20 protein-coding genes are annotated in these 18,539 nt (G+C 64.2%); 6 read left to right on the plus strand and 14 right to left on the minus strand.

Annotated features, from left to right (window positions below; all coding sequences use genetic code 11):
* Positions 1 to 198: 198 nt before the first annotated feature.
* The 9 genes from ACFFWD_RS29230 to ACFFWD_RS29270 all read right to left on the minus strand — a co-directional run bounded on the left by ACFFWD_RS29230 (position 199) and on the right by ACFFWD_RS29270 (position 9,209).
* Positions 199 to 1,350, minus strand: a complete 1,152-nt coding sequence (locus ACFFWD_RS29230) for an ABC transporter substrate-binding protein (protein WP_376971221.1) — start codon at positions 1,348 to 1,350, stop codon at positions 199 to 201.
* Between the two features lie 87 nt (positions 1,351 to 1,437).
* Positions 1,438 to 1,857 carry an acyl-CoA thioesterase gene (locus tag ACFFWD_RS29235; RefSeq protein WP_376971223.1) on the minus strand — a complete coding sequence of 140 codons (420 nt, stop codon included), beginning with the start codon at positions 1,855 to 1,857 and terminating at the stop codon, positions 1,438 to 1,440.
* A 107-nt stretch (positions 1,858 to 1,964) separates the two neighbouring features.
* Complete coding sequence (locus ACFFWD_RS29240) at positions 1,965 to 2,726, minus strand: SDR family NAD(P)-dependent oxidoreductase (protein ID WP_376971225.1); 762 nt, start codon at positions 2,724 to 2,726, stop codon at positions 1,965 to 1,967.
* Between the two features lie 20 nt (positions 2,727 to 2,746).
* On the minus strand, positions 2,747 to 4,624 hold the full coding sequence (locus ACFFWD_RS29245) for a feruloyl-CoA synthase (RefSeq protein WP_376971227.1): 1,878 nt from the start codon (positions 4,622 to 4,624) through the stop codon (positions 2,747 to 2,749).
* A complete protein-coding gene (locus ACFFWD_RS29250; protein WP_376971229.1) occupies positions 4,621 to 5,415 on the minus strand; it encodes a crotonase/enoyl-CoA hydratase family protein in 795 nt (264 codons plus the stop codon). Before ACFFWD_RS29250 ends, ACFFWD_RS29245 begins: the two co-directional genes overlap by 4 nt.
* 272 nt (positions 5,416 to 5,687) lie before the next feature.
* Positions 5,688 to 6,149 carry a DUF3237 domain-containing protein gene (locus ACFFWD_RS29255; protein WP_376971231.1) on the minus strand — a complete coding sequence of 154 codons (462 nt, stop codon included), beginning with the start codon at positions 6,147 to 6,149 and terminating at the stop codon, positions 5,688 to 5,690.
* A 4-nt stretch (positions 6,150 to 6,153) separates the two neighbouring features.
* A complete protein-coding gene (locus ACFFWD_RS29260; protein WP_376971233.1) occupies positions 6,154 to 7,458 on the minus strand; it encodes a TRAP transporter large permease in 1,305 nt (434 codons plus the stop codon).
* 6 nt (positions 7,459 to 7,464) lie between these two features.
* The gene (locus ACFFWD_RS29265) at positions 7,465 to 7,974 is read right to left on the minus strand and encodes a TRAP transporter small permease (protein ID WP_376971269.1); all 510 of its coding nucleotides are present in this window, start codon (positions 7,972 to 7,974) and stop codon (positions 7,465 to 7,467) included.
* A 212-nt stretch (positions 7,975 to 8,186) separates the two neighbouring features.
* Positions 8,187 to 9,209 carry a TRAP transporter substrate-binding protein gene (locus ACFFWD_RS29270; protein WP_376971235.1) on the minus strand — a complete coding sequence of 341 codons (1,023 nt, stop codon included), beginning with the start codon at positions 9,207 to 9,209 and terminating at the stop codon, positions 8,187 to 8,189.
* Positions 9,210 to 9,495: 286 nt separating this feature from the next.
* Here ACFFWD_RS29270 and pobA point away from each other — a divergent pair, with 286 nt between their 5' ends.
* Both pobA and ACFFWD_RS29280 read left to right on the plus strand, forming a co-directional pair.
* Entirely contained in the window at positions 9,496 to 10,665 is a 1,170-nt protein-coding gene (gene pobA / locus ACFFWD_RS29275; RefSeq protein ID WP_376971237.1) for a 4-hydroxybenzoate 3-monooxygenase, read from the plus strand.
* 216 nt (positions 10,666 to 10,881) lie between these two features.
* The gene (locus ACFFWD_RS29280) at positions 10,882 to 11,322 is read left to right on the plus strand and encodes a PaaI family thioesterase (RefSeq protein WP_376971239.1); all 441 of its coding nucleotides are present in this window, start codon (positions 10,882 to 10,884) and stop codon (positions 11,320 to 11,322) included.
* A gap of 56 nt (positions 11,323 to 11,378) precedes the next feature.
* On the opposite strand, the gene ACFFWD_RS29285 is transcribed toward ACFFWD_RS29280, so the two are convergent.
* Entirely contained in the window at positions 11,379 to 12,272 is an 894-nt protein-coding gene (locus ACFFWD_RS29285) for a LysR family transcriptional regulator (RefSeq protein WP_376971241.1), read from the minus strand.
* Positions 12,273 to 12,389: 117 nt separating this feature from the next.
* Here ACFFWD_RS29285 and ACFFWD_RS29290 point away from each other — a divergent pair, with 117 nt between their 5' ends.
* Entirely contained in the window at positions 12,390 to 13,025 is a 636-nt protein-coding gene (locus ACFFWD_RS29290; RefSeq protein WP_376971243.1) for a pyridoxamine 5'-phosphate oxidase family protein, read from the plus strand.
* Here ACFFWD_RS29290 and ACFFWD_RS29295 read toward each other — a convergent pair.
* Together ACFFWD_RS29295 and ACFFWD_RS29300 are read right to left on the minus strand one after the other, a co-directional pair.
* Positions 13,022 to 13,750 carry a glutathione S-transferase family protein gene (locus tag ACFFWD_RS29295; RefSeq protein ID WP_376971245.1) on the minus strand — a complete coding sequence of 243 codons (729 nt, stop codon included), beginning with the start codon at positions 13,748 to 13,750 and terminating at the stop codon, positions 13,022 to 13,024. The genes ACFFWD_RS29290 and ACFFWD_RS29295 overlap by 4 nt on opposite strands.
* A 63-nt stretch (positions 13,751 to 13,813) precedes the next feature.
* On the minus strand, positions 13,814 to 14,047 hold the full coding sequence (locus ACFFWD_RS29300) for a hypothetical protein (protein ID WP_376971247.1): 234 nt from the start codon (positions 14,045 to 14,047) through the stop codon (positions 13,814 to 13,816).
* Between the two features lie 126 nt (positions 14,048 to 14,173).
* Between ACFFWD_RS29300 and ACFFWD_RS29305 the strand changes: the two genes are divergently transcribed.
* Together ACFFWD_RS29305 and ACFFWD_RS29310 are read left to right on the plus strand one after the other, a co-directional pair.
* Positions 14,174 to 14,872, plus strand: coding sequence for a helix-turn-helix transcriptional regulator (locus tag ACFFWD_RS29305; RefSeq protein WP_212394691.1), 699 nt, complete (start codon positions 14,174 to 14,176; stop codon positions 14,870 to 14,872).
* Positions 14,872 to 15,207 (plus strand): YkgJ family cysteine cluster protein, encoded by a 336-nt coding sequence (locus ACFFWD_RS29310; protein WP_376971250.1) that lies wholly within the window; start codon positions 14,872 to 14,874, stop codon positions 15,205 to 15,207. Before ACFFWD_RS29305 ends, ACFFWD_RS29310 begins: the two co-directional genes overlap by 1 nt.
* Positions 15,208 to 15,214: 7 nt before the next feature.
* On the opposite strand, the gene ACFFWD_RS29315 is transcribed toward ACFFWD_RS29310, so the two are convergent.
* Together ACFFWD_RS29315 and ACFFWD_RS29320 are read right to left on the minus strand one after the other, a co-directional pair.
* A complete protein-coding gene (locus ACFFWD_RS29315) occupies positions 15,215 to 15,610 on the minus strand; it encodes a hypothetical protein (protein WP_376971252.1) in 396 nt (131 codons plus the stop codon).
* A 165-nt stretch (positions 15,611 to 15,775) separates the two neighbouring features.
* Positions 15,776 to 16,129 carry a DUF3307 domain-containing protein gene (locus ACFFWD_RS29320; RefSeq protein WP_376971254.1) on the minus strand — a complete coding sequence of 118 codons (354 nt, stop codon included), beginning with the start codon at positions 16,127 to 16,129 and terminating at the stop codon, positions 15,776 to 15,778.
* Positions 16,130 to 16,557: 428 nt separating this feature from the next.
* Here ACFFWD_RS29320 and ACFFWD_RS29325 point away from each other — a divergent pair, with 428 nt between their 5' ends.
* On the plus strand, positions 16,558 to 17,958 hold the full coding sequence (locus tag ACFFWD_RS29325; RefSeq protein ID WP_376971256.1) for a TAXI family TRAP transporter solute-binding subunit: 1,401 nt from the start codon (positions 16,558 to 16,560) through the stop codon (positions 17,956 to 17,958).
* The last annotated feature ends 581 nt before the right edge of the window (positions 17,959 to 18,539 follow it).

The following is an 18,539-nucleotide window of genomic DNA, read 5'->3' on the forward strand; positions in this document are numbered from 1 at the left end:
CCGAGCCCTCGGCGCGACGCTTGACTCACAAAGGCCTCATATGAGGGTGGGCAAAGGCGCACTTCGCGCCGTGCCCACCATCAACACTCTGCTCGCGATGGTGGGCACGCTGGCGCTTTGCCCACCCTACGAATCCCGAAGAAAAAGCCGGCCTCCTTCGAGGCCGGCTTCTTCGTTCTTACAAAACCTGCGATCAGCTCACATCGCCGGGACGTACTTGCCGTCCTTCACCGTCAGCAGGATCCGCGACCGGTCGTCGAGGCCGTAGCGGTCCTTTTCGGTCCAGTTGTAGACGCCTTGCGTCGCGGCGATTTCCTTTTCCGAGATGAAGGCCTGGCGGATGCCTTCGCGGAATTCCGGCGTGCCGGGCTTGCCGGCCTTTAGCGCCGCCGGGATGACGCGCTTCAGCACCTCGAAGGCGTCGTAGGAGTGGCCGGCGAACTGGCTGCGGCTGTTGGCGCCGTATTTCGCCTCATAGGCGGTGTTGAGCGCGAGCCCCGGCTTCTTGGTCAAGGCGCTGTCTGCTTGCGTCTCCGGCGACATCACCGGGCCCGACGCCATGATCACGCCTTCTGCGGCCGCACCAGCGATGCGGATGAAGTCCATGCTGGCGGCGCCGTGGGTCTGGTAGATCAGGCCTTTGTAGCCGCGCTCGCGCAGCGCGCTCTGCGGCAGCGCCGCGGCGGTGCCGGAGGCGCCGACCAGGATGGCATCGGGATTGGCAGCGACGAGCTTCAGCACCTGGCCCGCAACCGAGGTGTCCGGACGCGCAAAGCGCTCCTCGTCGATCATGGTCAGGCCCATCGGCACGGCCTGCGCCTTGAAGTCGTTGACCCAGAGATCGCCGTAGGAATCGGAGTAGCCGATATAGCCGACGGTCTTGATGTTGTGCGCCTTCATGTGCTGGTACAGCACCTTGCCCATGATCGGAATCGACTGCGGCAGGTCGACCGACCACTTCATGCGCGCTTCGTTGATCGGGAATGGCGCAAGGCCGAGATGCGGGATGCCGGCCTCGTTGGCGACCGTCGACACCGCGATCGTCGGCGGCGTGGTGCAGGAGCCCAGAATGATGTCGGCCTTGGATTCGGTGACGAAGCGCCGCGCATTGGTGGTCGCTGCGGTCGGATCGCCGCCGTCATCCAGCACGATCAGCTTCAGCGGCACGCCGCCGATCTCCTTCGGCACGAAATCGAGTGCGTTGCGCTCGGGAATGCCGAGCGCTGCTGCGGGCCCCGTGGTCGAGATCGAGATGCCGATCGTGATTTCATTGCTCTGCGCCAGCGCCGGCGCACTCGGCAGCGCAAGGGCCGCCGCGAACGCCGCGGCGGCGAGGTAAGCCGTCTTCATTCAAGTCCTCCCTTAGGTATCTTTTTGGATTTAAACCAGTCTTGCGGGCCAATTCAGCCCCTTCTTTAGGTCATGCGGGCTTTCGAGTCAGCCCTTCATGAAACGGTCAATGATCTCCTGCGGAAACGGCGCCGATTTGAGCTTATCGGGATTGTCAGGGTGGCGGCCGACCAGCACCCGGGTCTCGAACGCCTCGATCGCAAGCGCCTCGCCCTTGAACACGCGGTGGACCACCTCGAAGCTCGAGCGCTTGATGCTCTCGATCCGGCTTTCGATCGTGATCCAGTCGCCATGGGTCGACGGGATGTGGAATTTCGCCCGCGTATCGACCATCGGAATACCGACCAGGCCGAATTTGTGGATGATGTCCTGCTTCGAGAAACCAGCGGCTTCGAACATGATCGAGGTCGAATCGTCGAACATCGCGAAGTAGCGCGGGTAATAGACGATGTTGGCGGGGTCGCAATCGCCCCACTGGATCTGCACGTCGCGCCGATGGACGAACATGATTTACCCCCGATGATAATGCGATCTTGTCGATCGCATTATGATCTCATTTCCTTGATGAAGCATGATCTTCTCGAAGAACCCCATCACACTGTCCGGATCATGCTCTAGCGCGGCGCCATTCGAAGCGCAGCATCGAGCCGCACCACTTCGCCGTTCAGATAGGGGTTGTCGATCATGTGCAGCGCGAGCGAGGCGAACTCGTCGGCCTGTCCGAGCCGGCGCGGGAACGGGATCGCCGCGGCGAGCGAATCCTGCGCCTCCTGCGGCAGGTTGGCGAGCAGCGGCGTCAGGAACAGGCCGGGCGCGATCGTCAGCACGCGGATGCCGAACTGCGCGAGCTCGCGCGCGATCGGCAAGGTCATCGCGACGATGCCGCCCTTCGAGGCCGAGTACGCCGCCTGCCCGATCTGGCCGTCATAGGCGGCCACCGACGCCGTGCAGATCACGACGCCGCGCTCCCCGGTCGCAAGCGGCTCGAGCTTCGACATATCTGCGGTCGCGAGCCGCAGCATGTTGAAGGAGCCGATCAAATTGACCTCGATCACCTTGTCGAAATCGGCGAGGGCCATCGGCCCCTCGCGGCCGATCACGCGTTTTGCCACGCCGATGCCGGCACAGTTCACCAGCACGCGCGCCGGACCGTGCGCCTTGGCGGCCGCGGCGACCGCGGCTTCGGCCGCAGCCGCATCGGCCACGTCGCAGACCAGCGGAATGCCGCCGATCTCGGTCGCGACGCTCTCGGCGAGCTTGGCGTTGAGGTCGCAGACCGCGACCTTGGCGCCTTGGGCGGCCAACCGGCGCGCGGTCGCAGCGCCCAATCCCGATGCACCTCCGGTGACGATGGCGGCCTGGTCCTTCAACTGCATGGCGTTCTCCTCTGTGAATGTCAGGTCAATGTGATGACGGACGCCGGCGGTGCCGGCGCGTAGAGCGTCTCGATCAATGCTGCGCGATGTTCGAGCACAGCGCGCTGGTTGATCGAGCCCTTGTCGGTGACCTCGCCGCGGTCGATCGACAGCGGCTGGTCGAGCAGGACCGCGCGGGTGATGCGATTCGACGAGCCGGTGGCGCTGGCGAGAACGCGCGTGAAACGCTCGCGGAAGGCGGCGCGCACCAGGGGATCGTTGGCTGCCGCAGCAATGTCATTGGGCGCAAGCTTTGGATTGATCAGGCGGCAGCCGTCGAGATCGAGGATCACGAGCGCCGAAATCTCGTCGCGGTTCAGACCCGCAATCACGACGTCGCGCACCAGCGGCGCGCAGGTGCCGACGAAGCGCGCCCGCAAGGGCCCGACGCTGACCCAGGTGCCGCTCGCGAGCTTGAAGTCCTCGGCGATGCGGCCGTCGAAATCGAAACCGGCGTCGAAGTTGTTGGGATCGGCCGGCTTCAACGCATCGCCGAACTTGTAGAAGCCCTCTTCGTCGAACGCTTTCGCGGTCAGCTCCGGCTGGCGCCAGTAACCCGGCGTGACGTTGGGTCCCTTGGCGCGGACTTCGAGCTTGCCGTTGTTCGGCAACAGCTTTGCGTCATTGCCCGAGACCGGCAGGCCGACATGGCCGGAACGGCTGGTGGCGGGACGTACCGACATGAAGAACGGCGAGGTCTCGGTGGCGCCGAGCCCGGTCAGCATCGGCACGCGGTAGCCCTTCTCCTGCACAGCGAGCGCGTCGAGGCTGTTCCAGACGAACGGCGACAGCGCCGCACCCGAGAAGAACATCGCATGCAGCCGGTCGAAGAATTTTGCCCGCAACGCCGCGTCGTCGCGCAGATACGGCAGCAAGGACTCGTAGCCTTTGGGCACGTTGAAATAGACCGTCGGCGAGATCTCCCTGAGGTTGCGCACTGTCTCCTCGATGCCGCCGGGCATCGGCTTGCCCTCGTCGAGATACATCGAGCCGCCATTGTAGAGCGTCAGCCCGATATTGTGGTTGCCGCCAAACGTGTGATTCCACGGCAGCCAGTCGACGATCACGGGCGGCTCGTCCTTCAGGAAGGCCAGCGTCTCGCGCAGCATCACCTGATTGGCGCAGATCATGCGCTGGGTGTTGATGACGGCCTTGGGATTGCCTGTTGACCCCGAGGTCAGCAGGAATTTTGCGATCGTGTCAGGGCCGATCGCCGCGTTGATGGCTTCGAGGCGCGGATCCTCCGGCGCGGCCACGAGGTCGGCGAGCCGGGTGACGTCGCGGCCGGAAACGGCGCCGCGGGTCGCGGCGATCTCGGTGCCATCAGGGACATTGGCGAGCAGCGCGTCGGCGAACTTGTCGGCGTCGTCGGCGAAGACGAGCCCGGGCGTCAGGAGCTTGATCAGATAGCCGAGCTTGCCGTAGTCGCGCGACACCAGCGAATAGGCCGGCGACACCGGGCAGAACGGAATGCCGGCATAAAGCGCACCGAACGCGATCAACGCATGATCGACCGAGTTGCCCGACAGGATCACGATCGGCCGCTCCGCCGACAGTCCGCGCGCGATCAGCGCCGAGGCGATGCGCCGCGTCGTCTCCAGCAATTGCGCGTAGGTGACCTGGCGCCAGCCGCCGCCCGAGGCGCGTTCGGCCATGAACACGCGGTTCGGCTCGGCCTTGGCCCAGTGATGCAGGCGATCGGTGATGCGGACGGGATAGTCGGCGAGCTTTGCCTTCGGGCGCAGATAGATCGTGCCGTCGTCGCGGCGCTCAACCGTGACGTCGGGGTTGCCGAACGAAATGGGACGCAGCGGATGCGCGTTCGCCGATTGCGCTGATGGATCAGGCGTGGCGCTCATGTCGGCTTCACCTTCGCGGTCTTGCGATCGAGGAACGCGCGGATGCGCTTCTTGGCTTCCTTGTCGCTTTGCGCAACCGTCGCCATCAGCGATTCCATCAACAGGCCGGTCTGCGGATTGGCCTCCGCGATCATCGGCAACGCCTGCAGCACGGCGAAGTTCGTCAGCGGCGCATTCGCGGCGACGCGTTCGGCGAGCTCCATCGCCTTGGGCAGCGCACCGCCCGCTTCGGTGAGATATTGCGAGAAGCCGTAGGCCGCGCCCTCGGTCGCGGAATAGACGCGCCCAGTCAGCATCATGTCGGCCATCCGCGGCACGCCGATCAGCCGCGGCAGCCGCACCGAGCCGCCGCCGCCGACGAAGATGCCGCGCTGGCCCTCTGGCAGCGCGAAATAGGCCGACGGCTCGGCGACGCGGATATGCGCGGCGCAGGCCAGCTCCAGCCCGCCGCCAATCACGGCACCCTTCAGTGCAGCAATGACCGGCACGCGGCAATACTGGATGCGGTCGAACACGCGATGCCACATCTGGGAATGCACGAGCCCCTCGGTGGCGTCGCGCTCGGTCAGCTCGGACAGGTCGAGGCCGGAGGAGAAGTGATCGCCAATGCCGTGGATCACGACGGCGCCGACGCCGTCAGGGATGTCGACGAAGCAATCCCGGATCGCGAGGATGATGCCGTCGTTCAGCGCATTGCGCTTGGCCGGGCGGTTGAGGCCCACGCTGAGCACCGCGCTGGTCTGTTCGATCTTCAGCAGCCCTGCGTCGGCAGCGGCGGAGGCGTTTCCCATGGCGTTATTGCTTCCTGTCGAGAATAGTTATGTTTTATAACTATTCTCGCGGGAGTCAATATGGAGGCGGATGTGGCGGCGCATGTTGCAGGCTCATGCGGCACACATCTCCCCCGGAAGGACCATCGCGCATGGCACCAGTGGGTCTCTGAAGCCGACGTTGCCACGTCGTCATGGCCGGGCTTGTCCCGGCCATCCACGTCTTTCTTCACGTGGCGACCAAAGACGTGGATGCCCGGGTCAAGCCCGGGCATGACGAGCTTGTGGGGACGTCACAGCACCTGATGCACGTCGATGACGACGCGGTCGGCGTGGCGGGCGGCGGAGGCGATGAAGATGTGCTCCATCAGCCAGCGGTAGTTCTCGGCGCCGGTCTCGAATTTCGGCACGGTACGGAAATAGATCAGGTTCGGATCGACCGGCTCGCCGCGCTTGAGCTTCTGCAGCAGATCGACCGGCCCGAACCGGATGCCCTTGTTCTCGACATAGACGACAGCACCGTCGTCGGTCTCGAAAGCATATTTGGCTTCCAGCTCGATCAGCTCGTTGGGCCGGATGATCTGGAAGTCGGCGCCGAAGGCCAGCACCGTGCCGTTGACCTTTTCGCCCTTCACCTCGCCGCCGATGATCGGGATAATGCGGCGGACGCCGGTGCCGATCTCGCCGGCCGACGTCACCGGGCCGATCAGCGCGGTGACGGTGAAGGCATAGCGGGTGCGAATCTCGGGCGTCATCACGCTAGCCAATCATCCTCTGCGGCAACCAGGTCGCAAGCAGCGGGAACAGGATCAGGATCACCAGACGGATCAGGTCGGTCACCACGAAGGGCAGCACACCGGCGAAAATCGTCGACATGTTGACGTCCTTGATCACGCTCTTGATCACGAACACGTTCATGCCGACCGGCGGATGGATCAGGCCGAGCTCGACCGTCATCACGATCACGATACCGAACCAGATCGGATCGAAGCCGAGCGAGGTCACGACCGGGAACACGATCGGCACCGTGAGGATCACCATCGCCATCGCATCCATCAGGCAGCCGAGCACCAGATACATCAACAGGATCAGCGCCAGCACGCCGTAAGGGCCGATGCCGAGCCCGGTGAGGAACGTGGTGACGTTTTGCGGCGTCTGGGTGATGGTGAGGAAATAGCCGAAGCAGAGTGCGCCGATCAGCACGGTGAACACCGCGGCCGCAGTGCGGGTGGCCTGCAACAGCGATTGCAGGATGCCGTCCTTGGTCAGCTTGCCCCTGAGGATGCCGATGATGAAGGCGCCGACGGCGCCGACCGCGCCGGCCTCGGTCGGAATGAAGAAGCCGCCATAGAGGCCGCCAATCACGAACAGGAACAACAACAGCGGCGACCAGACGTCGCGCAGCGCGACGAAACGGTCGTGCCACGACGCCTTGGGTCCGGCCGGCAGGAAGCCCGGCCGCGCCACGCCGATGATGCCAATCGTGATCATGTGCATCAGGATCGCGAGCAGCCCGGGCACCACGCCCGCGATGAAGAGCTTGCCGATGTCCTGCTGGGTGATGATGCCGTAGACCGCAAGCACGGTGGACGGCGGCAGCATCGCCCCCAACGTGCCGCCGACCGCGATCACGCCGGCGGAGAAGGATTGCGGATAGCCGAAGCGGCGCATCTCGGGATAGGCCACCGCCGAGAAGGTCGCGGCGGTTGCGACCGAGGAGCCGGAGATTGCGGCAAAGCCACCGCAGGCGGCGATGGTCGCGATCCCGAGCCCGCCCTTCCAATGGCCGACAAAGGTGTTGGCGGCGCGGAACAGCTCGCGGCTGATTCCAGAGACGGACACGAAGGCGCCCATCAAGAGGAACATCGGGATCACGCCGAAAGAATAGTCGGTCACCGTGCGCATGGTGGTCTGGCTGACCAGCTTCAGCGCCGGTGCGAAGCCAGTGAGGTAGCCAAACCCGGTGATGCCGACGAGGCCCATCGCCATCCCGACGGGCACGCGCAACAGCATCAGCACGAACAGGCTGACAAAGCCGATGACGGCAACAGTTTCGCTGCTCATTGCCGTCTACTCCGCGGTCTTGATCTTGGCATCGTGGATGTCTTCCGGATGGAAGATCAGCCGGTAGGTACGGATCGCGATCAAGAGCACCGCGGAAACGTCGCCGATCCACGACACCAGGAAGAACGGCCAGATCGGCACGCCGAGATCCATGGTGACGATATGGCCGTTCTTGGTGTCGATCACCTTGTCGATCAGCGTGTAGGTCTGCACCGTCACCACGAACAGCAGCACCAGTGTCGCGAAGATGTCGATCCAGCGCTGATAGCGCGGCGAGGCATTCGCCCAGACCAGGTCCACCGTGATGTGGGTGCCGCGATAGCTCGTCGCCGCGATGCCCCAGAAGATCAGGATGCCGAGCAGGAACTGGCCGAAATTGTAATAGTCGGGGATCGTCACCGCGAAGAATTTGCGCATGAACACCGCGGTGAAGGTGTTGAGCGCGACCACGCCGACGAAGAACGCCGCGACCAATTCGATGGAATCGATGAAGCGGTCCATGAAATTCTTGCGCACCGGTTCGGGCGGACCGGTAAGCGCGCCGTCTTGGGTCACTTCAGAATTGGCAGCCATGTTTCGAAATCCCACCCCGCGTCATGGCCGGGCTTGACCCGGCCATCCACGTTTTGATTTTCGTCGAGCGGCAAGGGCGTGGATGCCCAGGTCAACCTGCGCGAAGCCGCGCTTTTACCCGGGCATGACGACGTCTTTGCCTCGAACTGCGCGGCTTAGATCCCCGCCTCGAACTTCTTCAGCGTGGCCTGCAGGTCGGCCTCGACCTTGGCGGCGTCGCCGCCGGCCTTCTTCACCGCTTCCGCCCAGCTGTCGCGCAGCGGCTTGACCGCCTTCTTCCACGCGGCGAGCTGGTCATCCGTCAGCTGATAGACCTCATGGCCTGCCAGCGCCTTCATCTTGGTGCGCCCGTCGGCCTCGTAGTCGGTCCAGGGGTCGGTGACCCTGGAGGCCCATTCCGGCGTGCAATGGTCGTCGATCACCTTCTTCTGGGCATCCGACATCGAATTATATTTGGCGAGGTTGATGTTGTAGGTGAACACCGTCGAGTAGAGCGGCACGTCCATGTGGTACTTCACCACCTTGTCGATGCCGAACAGGAAGATCGAGCCCCAGGGGAAGGTGATCTCGTCGGCCACGCCGCGCTCGATCGCATCGCGCGATTCCGGTGCGGACGCCTGCACGTTGGTGCCGCCGAACATCTTCACCATTTCGCCGATCGTGCTCTGCGCGGGGCGGACCTTCACGCCGTTGAGGTCGCTCGGCAGCACGATCTTCTTCTTGCCATGCAACGCACCCGGATCATGGATGAAGGCGAAGCAGAGCTTGGTGTCCTTCATCTCGGTCGGCGCGTATTTGTGATACCACTCGTTCAGCGCCAGCGTGCCCTTCTTGCCGTCGGAGAAGATGAACGGCAGCTGGCCAGCGGCGGCGATCGGGAAGCGGCCGGGCTGATAGCCGGGATTGACGTAGGTGACGTCGGCGATGCCGTCGCGCGCCATGTCGTAATGGTCGAACGCCTTGCCGAGCTGCTCGGAGGGGAACACGGTGACCTTGATGGTGCCGCCCGATGCCTTCTCGATGTCGGCGGCCCAGGCCTGCGTCGCCGGCACCAGCGCATGCGCCGGCGGCACCCACAGCGACACTTTGAGATTGACGGTCTTGTCCTGCGCCACGGCAGGCGCAACTGCCGGCGTGACACTGGCGGCCACGAGCAACGCCAACAACGATTTCCTCATCGCATCCTCTCCCTCTCCATGACGGCGGGCTTCGCGCGCCCGGTCCCTTTAGTTAACATGTTATATAATTCGCGCGTTTGTTCAAGGCGGAATACGCCCGCCAGACACCTCGTCGCACCGGTGCAGAACAGGTCCGTTCCGGCCTCTTGCATTGCGGCGAACGCATATCCGTAAACAGACGTGCTTTGCCAAGACTGTTATATGAGATAATTACCATGGCAAGCCGACGACGGCCCGCGGGCAGCGGGCGCTTGGCTCAAGCCTAGCGTATCGGGAGGAGCAGGTATTGCGGACAAAAGTAGCAATCATAGGTGCAGGTCCGGCCGGACTGTTGCTTGGGCAACTACTTCATAATTTCGGCATAGACAACGTCATTCTGGAGCGACAGACCCCCGAATATGTGCTGGGACGCATCCGTGCCGGCCTGCTCGAGGAAGGAACCGTCGGCCTGCTCGACAAGATCGGTGCCGGCAGCCGCCTGCATCAGGAGGGCTTGGTCCATCACGGCGTCGAACTGGCGTTCGGCGGCGCGCGGCATCGCATCGACATGCATGCGGCTACCGGCAAGACGGTCACGATCTACGGCCAGACCGAGGTGACGCTCGATTTGATGATGGCCCGCAAGGCGGCCGGGCTCACCTCGATCTACTCGGCGGCCGACGTCAAGCCGCACGATTTCGACACCGACCAGCCCCGTGTCACCTATGTGAAGGACGGCGTCTCCCACGAGATCCAATGCGATTTCATCGCGGGCTGCGACGGCTTCCATGGCGTCAGCCGCGCCAGCGTGCCGGCGTCTGCCATCACGAGCTATGAGAGGGTCTATCCCTTCGGCTGGCTCGGCATCCTCTCGGAGACGCCGCCGGTCTCGCCGGAACTGATCTACAACAACCACGAACGCGGCTTCGCGCTCTGCACCATGCGCTCGACCCATCGCAGCCGCTACTACGTGCAGTGCCCGCTCGACGATCACGTCGACCAATGGTCGGACGAGCGGTTTTGGGACGAGTTGAAGCGTCGGCTCGACCAGAAGGCGGCGGATGAGCTCGTCACCGGCCCGTCGATCGAGAAGAGCATCGCGCCGCTGCGCAGCTTCGTCGCCGAGCCGATGCGGTTTGGCCGGATGTTCCTGGCCGGCGACGCCTCTCATATCGTGCCGCCGACCGGCGCCAAGGGCCTCAACCTTGCGGCCAGCGACGTGCATTATCTGTCGCAGGCGTTGCGCGAGTATTACGACGACAAATCCTCCGCCGGCATCGACGGCTACTCTGCCAAGGCGCTGGCGCGGGTCTGGAAGGCGGTGCGCTTCTCGTGGTGGATGACCTCGATGCTGCACAAATTCCCCGACGAGGGCGAATTCGCCGCACGCATCCAGATCGCCGAGCTGGAATACCTCGTCAGCTCCAAGGCGGCGTCGACCGCGCTGTCGGAAAACTACGTGGGGCTGCCGCTTTAGGCGGTGCCGAATTCGTAGGGTCGGCAAAGCGAGAGCGTGCCCACCATCACGCGCACAAAACTTGATGGTGGGCACGGCGCCAAGGCGCCTTTGCCCTTCCTAGGCTGCCCTTTTCAAACACCCACGCAAATCCCGTTTAAAACTTTGTAGGCGGTGAAGTTGTCATCGACATCGCGTTCAATGGCGAGAAACGCAACGCCAGCACGCGAGCTTCATATGACCATCGACACGACAACCGTCCCCGACATCCCCGCGGGCTTCGAGCGGCATTTCCGCAAGAGCCCGCTCACCGAACCCTGGGAGCCGCTTTATTCGAAGAAGACCGACAAGGCCGTCATCATCGGCCTGCGGCTTGCCAAACCGCACACCAATGGCCGCGGCCTGATCCATGGCGGATTGATCGCAGCGCTCGCCGACAACGCGATGGGCTATAGCTGCGGGCAGGCGACGGGCTGGACGACCTCGTTTGTCACGATTTCGCTCGCGGTCGATTTCATCGGGTCAGCCAAGATCGGGCAATGGCTCGCGGTCGAAAGCGACGTGATCAAGACCGGCAGCACGATCTGCTTCGCGCAAAGCCTGATCAAGGCCGACGACGTCACCATCGCGCGCGCCAACGGCACGTTCCGCGTGGTGCCGAAGAGGGAGCCAGCGTAGCGTTTTCAAGCGAAGTGGACGCCGGTTCGCGTCAAGAAAACGCATCAGACAAGAGTCTAGCCGAAATGCCAGTCGCTGATCTCGGTCACGAGATCGATGAAGGTGCGCACCTTCGCCGACAGCAGCCGCGAGGTCGGATAGACGATGTGGATCGGCATCGCGGGCAGCTCGAACGCCCTGAGCACGACCTTCAGCCGCCCGGCCTTCAGGGATTCGGCGGCCTGATAGGCCATCACGCGTGTCAGCCCACCGTCCTGCTCGGCGTGCCGGATGGCGGCGTCCGAGCTGTTGGTCGCGAAGCGCGGAGCGCTTGCCACGCGAATCTCGCGGTCATTCTCGACAAATCTCCAGTCGAGTGCGGCCGACATGGGACCGAACTGGATCGTGTCGTGCCCGGATATGTCCGCGGGCCGCTTCGGCTCACCGCGCGCTTTGAGATAGCCGGGCGAGGCCACCACGATTCGCCGCATCTCGCCGACATGGCGCGCGACCAGCGTCGAGTCAGGCAAATGCCCGATCCGCACCGCGAGGTCGACGCCGTCCTCGACGAGGTTGATCACGCGGTCCGACAGACGCAGGTCGACGCCGACATCGGGATAGCGCGTCAGATAGGTTGAGACGACCGGCCCGACATGCAGCCGGCCAAACCCCATCGGCGCCGATATGACGAGCCGGCCCTCCGGCCGCGTGCGCTCGCCGCCCACCGCGTCCTCGGCCTCCCCGATATCGGCGAGGATCCGGCGGGCACGCTCCAGGTAGCGCGAGCCGGCGTCGGTCAATGTCACCTGCCGCGTGGTCCGTTGCAGCAGCCGGGCGCCGAGCCGCTCCTCCAGCGCCGCAATCAGCCGCGTGACGGCCGATGGCGACAGGCCGAGCTTGCGCGCCGCGGGGGCAAAGCCCTCGAGGTCAGCAACGGCGACAAAGGCCTGCATGGCGTCGATCCGGTCCATGGGACTATTGCATATTCAGCAACAGTGCAGTGTCAACTATCCAGATTGTTTTAAATTCCGGGAACTTCCATGTAGGAAGCGGAGACGACCGTTTTGGCGCCATGGTGAGAGGCTCAGATGTCAGACTTTCACACCTATTCCAGCGATGTCGCATTCAGCCCTGCGGTGAAGGCGATTCAGACGCGGAAGGGCTCCCGCGAGGCGTATGCCAGCGTGGAGCAGCACAGCGGCTGGCGCACCGAGATCGACGAGGGCCTCGCCGCCTTCCTCGCTGACGCTAACAGCTTCTATTTCGCCACCGCCTCGGCCGGCGGACAGCCCTACATCCAGCACCGCGGCGGACCGAAGGGTTTCATCAGGATCCTCGACACGCGCACGATCGCGTTCGCCGACTTCGCCGGCAACCGGCAATACATCACGCAGGGGAATCTCTCCGAGAACCCGAAGGCATATATCTTCGTGATGGACTATGTGCACCGCCGCCGCGTGAAGATCTGGGGCGAGGCGCGCGTCGTCGAGGACGATCCGGCGTTGACGCGCGCACTGATGCCGCAGGGCTACAAGGCGCGGCCGGAGCAGGTGATCCTGTTCAAGATCGAAGCGTGGGATACCAACTGCCCACAACACATCCCGCAAAAGTTCGATGCCGCCGACGTCGCCGCTGCCCTCGCCTCACGCGACGCGCGAATCGCAGAACTCGAGGCTGAACTCGCCGCACTGAAGGGCGAGCCCACCCCGACCGCAGCAGATTAGGCGGCCTGCTGCACCGGCGCCCAGGCGAATTCCGGGTAGTACTGCAGCATCATGCGGTCGACATAGGCGGTGAGGTTGTCGAACTTCTCGGTGCGTTCGCGCAGCGGCGAATCGAAGAACGGCGTCAGGATGCCGGCGAGTGCGCCGAACGCGGTGGCGTCAGTGCCGCAAGGCTCCTTCCCCATCAGATACGGCTTGTCGCCGAGCTGCACCGACAGCGCAAACAGCGAACGCATCGCGAGGTCGACGTCCTCATCGGGCGCATGGCGACCGAGGCCGCTCAACAGATAGTTCTCGGCGACGCGAAACTGGGCGTCCTCGCGCATCTTGTCGCGCATGTGATCGGGCGCGCCGTCGAAGAAATGCGCCGGCCCCTTGGCGAAATTGGTGTCGTCGACCCAGCGCGCGCCGACCAGCGCCCAGTAGACGTGATGCTCGATCATGCGCTCGAAGGCCCAGGCCTGGGCGCGCGCCTGCAGGCTCAAGGGCGCGTCGAAATCGAAGCCGTATTTGCCCTCGATATGGGCGCGGATGAAGGTCGAATCGGCAATGGTCTCGCAGTCGTCGACGATGAACGGGAGCTGGCCCTTGGGAGAGGCCGGCGGCACTGCCTTTTCCTTGCGATAGGCAAGCCCGGCCATCTTGAGCTGGACCTCGGTCTTGGTCACGAAGGGGCTGATTTCCGGCAAGCCGAAGCCCGAACCAAAACCAAAAAGCGTAATCATGTGAAGCTCCCGATTGCCTGAAATGCGAGGGAACGCTAGCGCCCCCCTGCTGCCACCATGGTGTCAGCAGCAGTGGCATTCACTGTCGAGCGGGCCGACGGGTGCGAGGCGGCGAACCGCCTCGCGAACCCGCTTGACCACCCGCCGCCGTCCGAACGACCAGGCCGCGCTGACCGACTGCGCCATCAGCGCAACCAGGGCCCAGCGCAGGTCGCCGGAGGTGGAGTAGACCGTGATCAGTTGTTCCAGCGCAAAGCCCTGCGCCTGCCTGAAACCGAGCTCGTCAAGATTCGTCATGGACAAATTCCCTTCACTTGAGGTGTTGTCCTGGTATAGCCCCCACCTGCTGCCAACATGCTGTCAGCAGCAGCGGGGCGGGACGCGAAAAACCGACGAGCCGAGAGACGGAACGAGAGACCAGCCATGAGACGCGCCGACCGGCTGTTTCAGATTATCCAGGTGCTCCGCCGCACCCGTAAGCCCCTGACCGCGGACGCGATTGCGGCCGAGCTCGAGACATCGAAGCGAACCATCTATCGCGACATAGCAACGCTGATCGAGCAGCGCGTGCCGATCCGCGGCGAGGCCGGCATGGGCTACATCCTGGAGAAGGGATTCGACCTGCCGCCGTTGATGCTGACACCGGACGAGATCGAGGCCTGCGTGCTCGGCGCGCAATGGGTGGTCGGCCACGCCGATCCGGCGCTAGCACGCGCCGCCGAGGACCTGATGGCCAAGATCGCCGAAACCGTGCCGGACCGGCTGCGGCCGTTCGTGCTGGAGCCCGCCAGCCGTGCCCGCTCGGCGTGGAACCGGGAGCCCGACCGCATCGACATGGTCAAGACGCGCAGCCAGATCCACGAGGGCAAGAAGATCACGCTGAACTACCGCGACGAGCACGGCCGCGACTCTGAGCGCACGATCTGGCCGATCGCGGTCGGCTATCACGAGGCGGTGCGGCTGCTCGCGGCCTGGTGCGAGCTGCGCAAGGATTTCCGCAGCTTCCGCACCGACCGCGTCGTCACCGCGGTCTATCACGACGAGAAGTATCCGGAGCGGCGCGACCTGCTCCGGGCGCGCTGGCGGCGAAGCCTGGTGTGGGAAGCGCCGAGGGACACCTGATGGCCAGAGACCTTGCCGGAGCGTCGGACGCGAGCCCCTGCCAGTCCTGCGGCGCCTGCTGCAGCTATTCCGAGAACTGGCCGCGCTTCACCATCGAGGACGACGACCAGCTCGACCTGATCCCGGCGCAGTTCGTCAACGAGCGGCTGTCCGGCATGCGCTGCGACGGCGACCGCTGCGCGGCGCTGTCAGGCGAGGTCGGGGTGGCGACGCGGTGCGACGTCTATGCGGTGCGGCCGGAGGTGTGCCGGACCTGCATGCCGGGCGATGCCGAATGCGCGATGGCGCGGCGCCGGCACGGCTTGCCCGTGCTTCCGGGCGCGCAGGCGACCTGACCGGAACCTACGCCGTCACCACGTCGGTGAGGTCTTCGTCATCGAGCTCGTCGACCATCGGCGGCAGTGTCGAGAGCGGCTTGGTCGAGAGCGTGATCGGCTTGCGGCCGTGCGACGACGAGGTCGCGCGCGCGGGCTCGCGCGACAGCGCGTAGAGCGTCGAGCCGACGCGGCCGCCGAAATGCATCAGCTCGCGTTCGGTGCAGCTCGTGGCGATCGCCAGCGCCAGCGCGTGCAGGTGGCTGCGGCGATAGCAGAACAGCGCCAGCATCGCCCGGACGTCGGGCGACACGTTCGCGACCAGGAGCGACAGGCCGTTGGGATTGGCCCGATACATCTGGCCGAGCATTTCGTCGCCGACCGGGCAGGCATCGTTCTCGAAGGCGTCGCGGCTTGAAAACATTTGCAAATCCCCCTCGATCGGGAAGATGCCGCGCAATTCTCTAACGAACGGTTAACCACTGATGCCGGTCGTTAACGGGGGCCCTTGCCCGTTGCAGACGAATCACATCGGCCTCCCGCGAGGACGGCCGATGCGATGGCGGGCCATGACCGGGACGACGGCCGCTCAGTTCGCGGCCATGTAGATCGACAGGAAGAAGCCGGTGAGGTGGTGCAGCGCTTGGTCGACGCCGATCAGCGTCCAGAACCAGGGATGCCCGGATTCCAGCGTCACGCCGAAATGCGAGGCGCAAAATCCCTTGGCGCGGTCGACGGTGATGTGAATGACGAAGTCGACGAAGGCGACGTACCAGAACCGCGGCGCCACGACGAGGATCAGCACCAGCGCAACCGCGAGGTGAACCAGGCAATGCGCGAGCAGCGGCAGGGCCCAGCCTTTCTTCTGGTCCTTGCCGATCGCCATCCAGGCGTTCTGCAACATGAAGTCGGCGATGATGTGCTTCACGGTGAGAAGCAGCATCCATCCCACCAGGGCAGCAACCGGCACCGACGATGACATGGCAGGAAACAACAAGCTGACGCCCTTCGACTTAAAAGTGAATATGGTCGCAAAATTTCCGGGTCAGGCCGTCAGCACAACATCGCAAACCCGGACATTTCCAAAGCTTGCCTCATTTATGACATCTCCGGCGCCGGAATGCACCTGCGCCTTGTCCGAAAATCACATGCTGTGTTCCCACGGCGATAGTGGCGATAGTCATGCGGCATCACGGCACAGCCCTACAAGTTAACGTTACCGGCTGCGGCCGGTTTGCATTCCCTCCGGGGAGCGATATCATCGCCCGGCAAGCGAAATTTTCTTTCTTTTATAGGCATTTACGATTCCCCCGGGCGCAGCCCCGCCGGTTGCGGCGCGGGCCAAAGGGTTCTCCGGACGGGTCACGAGCCATGAGCGCTGAAGCCCCCACGCCTTCGCCGGCCCTGCCACGGCCTCGCGCCAGGGTTGTCAAAAGCAACCGCGCGCAGATCATCATCTTCTCGATCCTGACGCTGCTGCTCACCGCGGCCACCGTGTGGAGCGGCCGGGTCTGGGTGCGCAATTCCGAAACCCTGGTCTTTGCGGTCGGCCCCGCCAATGGCCCGGAGGCCAAGTTTGCCGCCAAGCTTGCCACCGTCCTGAAGAACAACTCGTCGCGGCTCAGGTTGAAGATCGCGCCGAACCCCGACAACGCCAAGGCGCTGGCGCAGTTCGACCGCCGCGACGCCAACCTCGCGATCCTGCGCACCGACGCCAAGGTGCCGTCGCGCGCCCGCGCCATCGCGATCCTCGAGCATGACGTGGTGCTGGTGCTGAGCCCGGGCGGCAAGAAGATCAAGTCGCTCTCCGACCTCAAGAAGAAGAAGATCGCCGTGCTCGGCGACGGCGAAAACAGCGTCAATTTCGTCCGCACCGCGCTCGAGATCCCCGACAGCCCCGAAGCCGCGCAGCGGGTGCAGCTGGCGCCGCCGAACACCGCCTTCGACAAATTGTTCGCCTCGGGCTTTGCCGCCGTGGTCGCGATCGAGCACACCTCGAAGATCATGAAGGACAAGACCTACGAGCAATTCGCCAAACGCGGCGGCGGCTTCACCCTGAACGCGATCGATTCGGCCAAGGCGCTGGCGCGGAAGTATCCGGCGATCTCCGAGGAAACGGTCTCGACCGGCATGCTGTCGTCGTCTCCGGCGATCCCTGACGACGATGTCGACACCATCGGGCTCGAATGGCTGCTCGTCGCGCAGTCGCGGATGTCGACCACGACGGCGGCCGAGCTCGCCCGCATCGTCTACGAGAACAAGACTGAGCTTGTGCTCGACGACGGCTTCGCCTCGAAGATCGAGCCGGCCGTCACCGACAAGGACGCCTTCATCATCGCCCATCCGGGCGCCGCCGAATATATCAACGACGACACCAAGTCGTTCATGGATCGCTACAGCGACATGATGTATCTCGGTGCGGCAGCGCTCAGCGTCATCGGCTCGATCTTCGCCGCGATCTACACCAAGATCACCCGCGTCGCGCCGGAAAAGGCCAGCGAGCTCGCAATCCGGATCCTCGACATCGGCGAGCGCATGGAGCACGCCAAGACCATCGACCAGCTCGACGAGCTGCAGGACGAGCTCGAGACGATCCTGCGCCACGCGGTGATCGGGCTGCGCGACGGCACGATCAGTAGCGACGGGCTCGACACGTTCAAGCTCGGCTACGAGTTCGTGCGCGACGAGATCGCGCTGCGCCGCGATCATCTCAAGCGCCATCCGCCGCCGCCGGACGACAACGTCGTGGTGGTGAAAGCCGCAAGCGCGTGAGGCGCGAACTGCGCGTTGATGCAACAGCCTCGCCGCATCATCGCTGTCGTCCCTGCCTTGTGCGCAATTGCGCACTGGAGCAGGGCCCCATAACCACCGGCGTTTGTTGTAAGAGAGGCTGCGGCCCCAGCGCGGCATAACAACCGGCATTGGTGGTTATGGGTCCCGGGTCAAGCCCGGGACGACACCGAATTTGTGGGACGCCTTGTGAGTCATACATCCGCATTCTCGCGGCACGATGTGTCCGAGGTTTGTCGTTCGTTTCGCCACTCCTGAAGCACAGAGGGCGCAGGGAAAGCCGGGTGCCGATCGCACCCATGGGTCCCGTGCAACAAAAAGCACGGGGGTAGGACCACAGGTGAAAGTTACGGCTTATATCGTGCTCTCCCCGGCGAGACCGGGCTTGTTTGTCACCGTCCTCGCAGGACGCTTTCCACGTCTTGCGAGGAGACACCTGCCACTGGGGCGTCAGGACCACACGACTTCGCCGTCCGCGTTGCACGCACTCGTCAGTTGTGCGCTCGGCGTCCACCGCATCCCACACCACGTTCGTGACGATCGCGAGCCGCCCCTCATTCGGG

This window comes from Bradyrhizobium erythrophlei, from assembly GCF_042430365.1.
GTDB classification, from domain to species: Bacteria; Pseudomonadota; Alphaproteobacteria; order Rhizobiales; family Xanthobacteraceae; genus Bradyrhizobium; species Bradyrhizobium erythrophlei.

Bases quoted from the DNA above. Each gene is read 5' to 3' on its own strand.
- ACFFWD_RS29270 (WP_376971235.1), bottom strand. From the start codon at position 9,209: ATGAGGAAATCGTTGTTGGCGTTGCTCGTGGCCGCCAGTGTCACGCCG.
- ACFFWD_RS29315 (WP_376971252.1), bottom strand. From the start codon at position 15,610: ATGTTTTCAAGCCGCGACGCCTTCGAGAACGATGCCTGCCCGGTCGGC.
- ACFFWD_RS29235 (WP_376971223.1), bottom strand. From the start codon at position 1,857: ATGTTCGTCCATCGGCGCGACGTGCAGATCCAGTGGGGCGATTGCGAC.
- ACFFWD_RS29285 (WP_376971241.1), bottom strand. From the start codon at position 12,272: ATGGACCGGATCGACGCCATGCAGGCCTTTGTCGCCGTTGCTGACCTC.
- ACFFWD_RS29230 (WP_376971221.1), bottom strand. From the start codon at position 1,350: ATGAAGACGGCTTACCTCGCCGCCGCGGCGTTCGCGGCGGCCCTTGCG.
- ACFFWD_RS29325 (WP_376971256.1), top strand. From the start codon at position 16,558: ATGAGCGCTGAAGCCCCCACGCCTTCGCCGGCCCTGCCACGGCCTCGC.
- ACFFWD_RS29320 (WP_376971254.1), bottom strand. From the start codon at position 16,129: ATGCTGCTTCTCACCGTGAAGCACATCATCGCCGACTTCATGTTGCAG.
- ACFFWD_RS29300 (WP_376971247.1), bottom strand. From the start codon at position 14,047: ATGACGAATCTTGACGAGCTCGGTTTCAGGCAGGCGCAGGGCTTTGCG.
- ACFFWD_RS29260 (WP_376971233.1), bottom strand. From the start codon at position 7,458: ATGAGCAGCGAAACTGTTGCCGTCATCGGCTTTGTCAGCCTGTTCGTG.
- ACFFWD_RS29280 (WP_376971239.1), top strand. From the start codon at position 10,882: ATGACCATCGACACGACAACCGTCCCCGACATCCCCGCGGGCTTCGAG.
- ACFFWD_RS29245 (WP_376971227.1), bottom strand. From the start codon at position 4,624: ATGAGCGCCACGCCTGATCCATCAGCGCAATCGGCGAACGCGCATCCG.
- ACFFWD_RS29290 (WP_376971243.1), top strand. From the start codon at position 12,390: ATGTCAGACTTTCACACCTATTCCAGCGATGTCGCATTCAGCCCTGCG.
- ACFFWD_RS29255 (WP_376971231.1), bottom strand. From the start codon at position 6,149: ATGACGCCCGAGATTCGCACCCGCTATGCCTTCACCGTCACCGCGCTG.
- ACFFWD_RS29240 (WP_376971225.1), bottom strand. From the start codon at position 2,726: ATGCAGTTGAAGGACCAGGCCGCCATCGTCACCGGAGGTGCATCGGGA.
- ACFFWD_RS29295 (WP_376971245.1), bottom strand. From the start codon at position 13,750: ATGATTACGCTTTTTGGTTTTGGTTCGGGCTTCGGCTTGCCGGAAATC.
- ACFFWD_RS29305 (WP_212394691.1), top strand. From the start codon at position 14,174: ATGAGACGCGCCGACCGGCTGTTTCAGATTATCCAGGTGCTCCGCCGC.
- ACFFWD_RS29310 (WP_376971250.1), top strand. From the start codon at position 14,872: ATGGCCAGAGACCTTGCCGGAGCGTCGGACGCGAGCCCCTGCCAGTCC.
- ACFFWD_RS29250 (WP_376971229.1), bottom strand. From the start codon at position 5,415: ATGGGAAACGCCTCCGCCGCTGCCGACGCAGGGCTGCTGAAGATCGAA.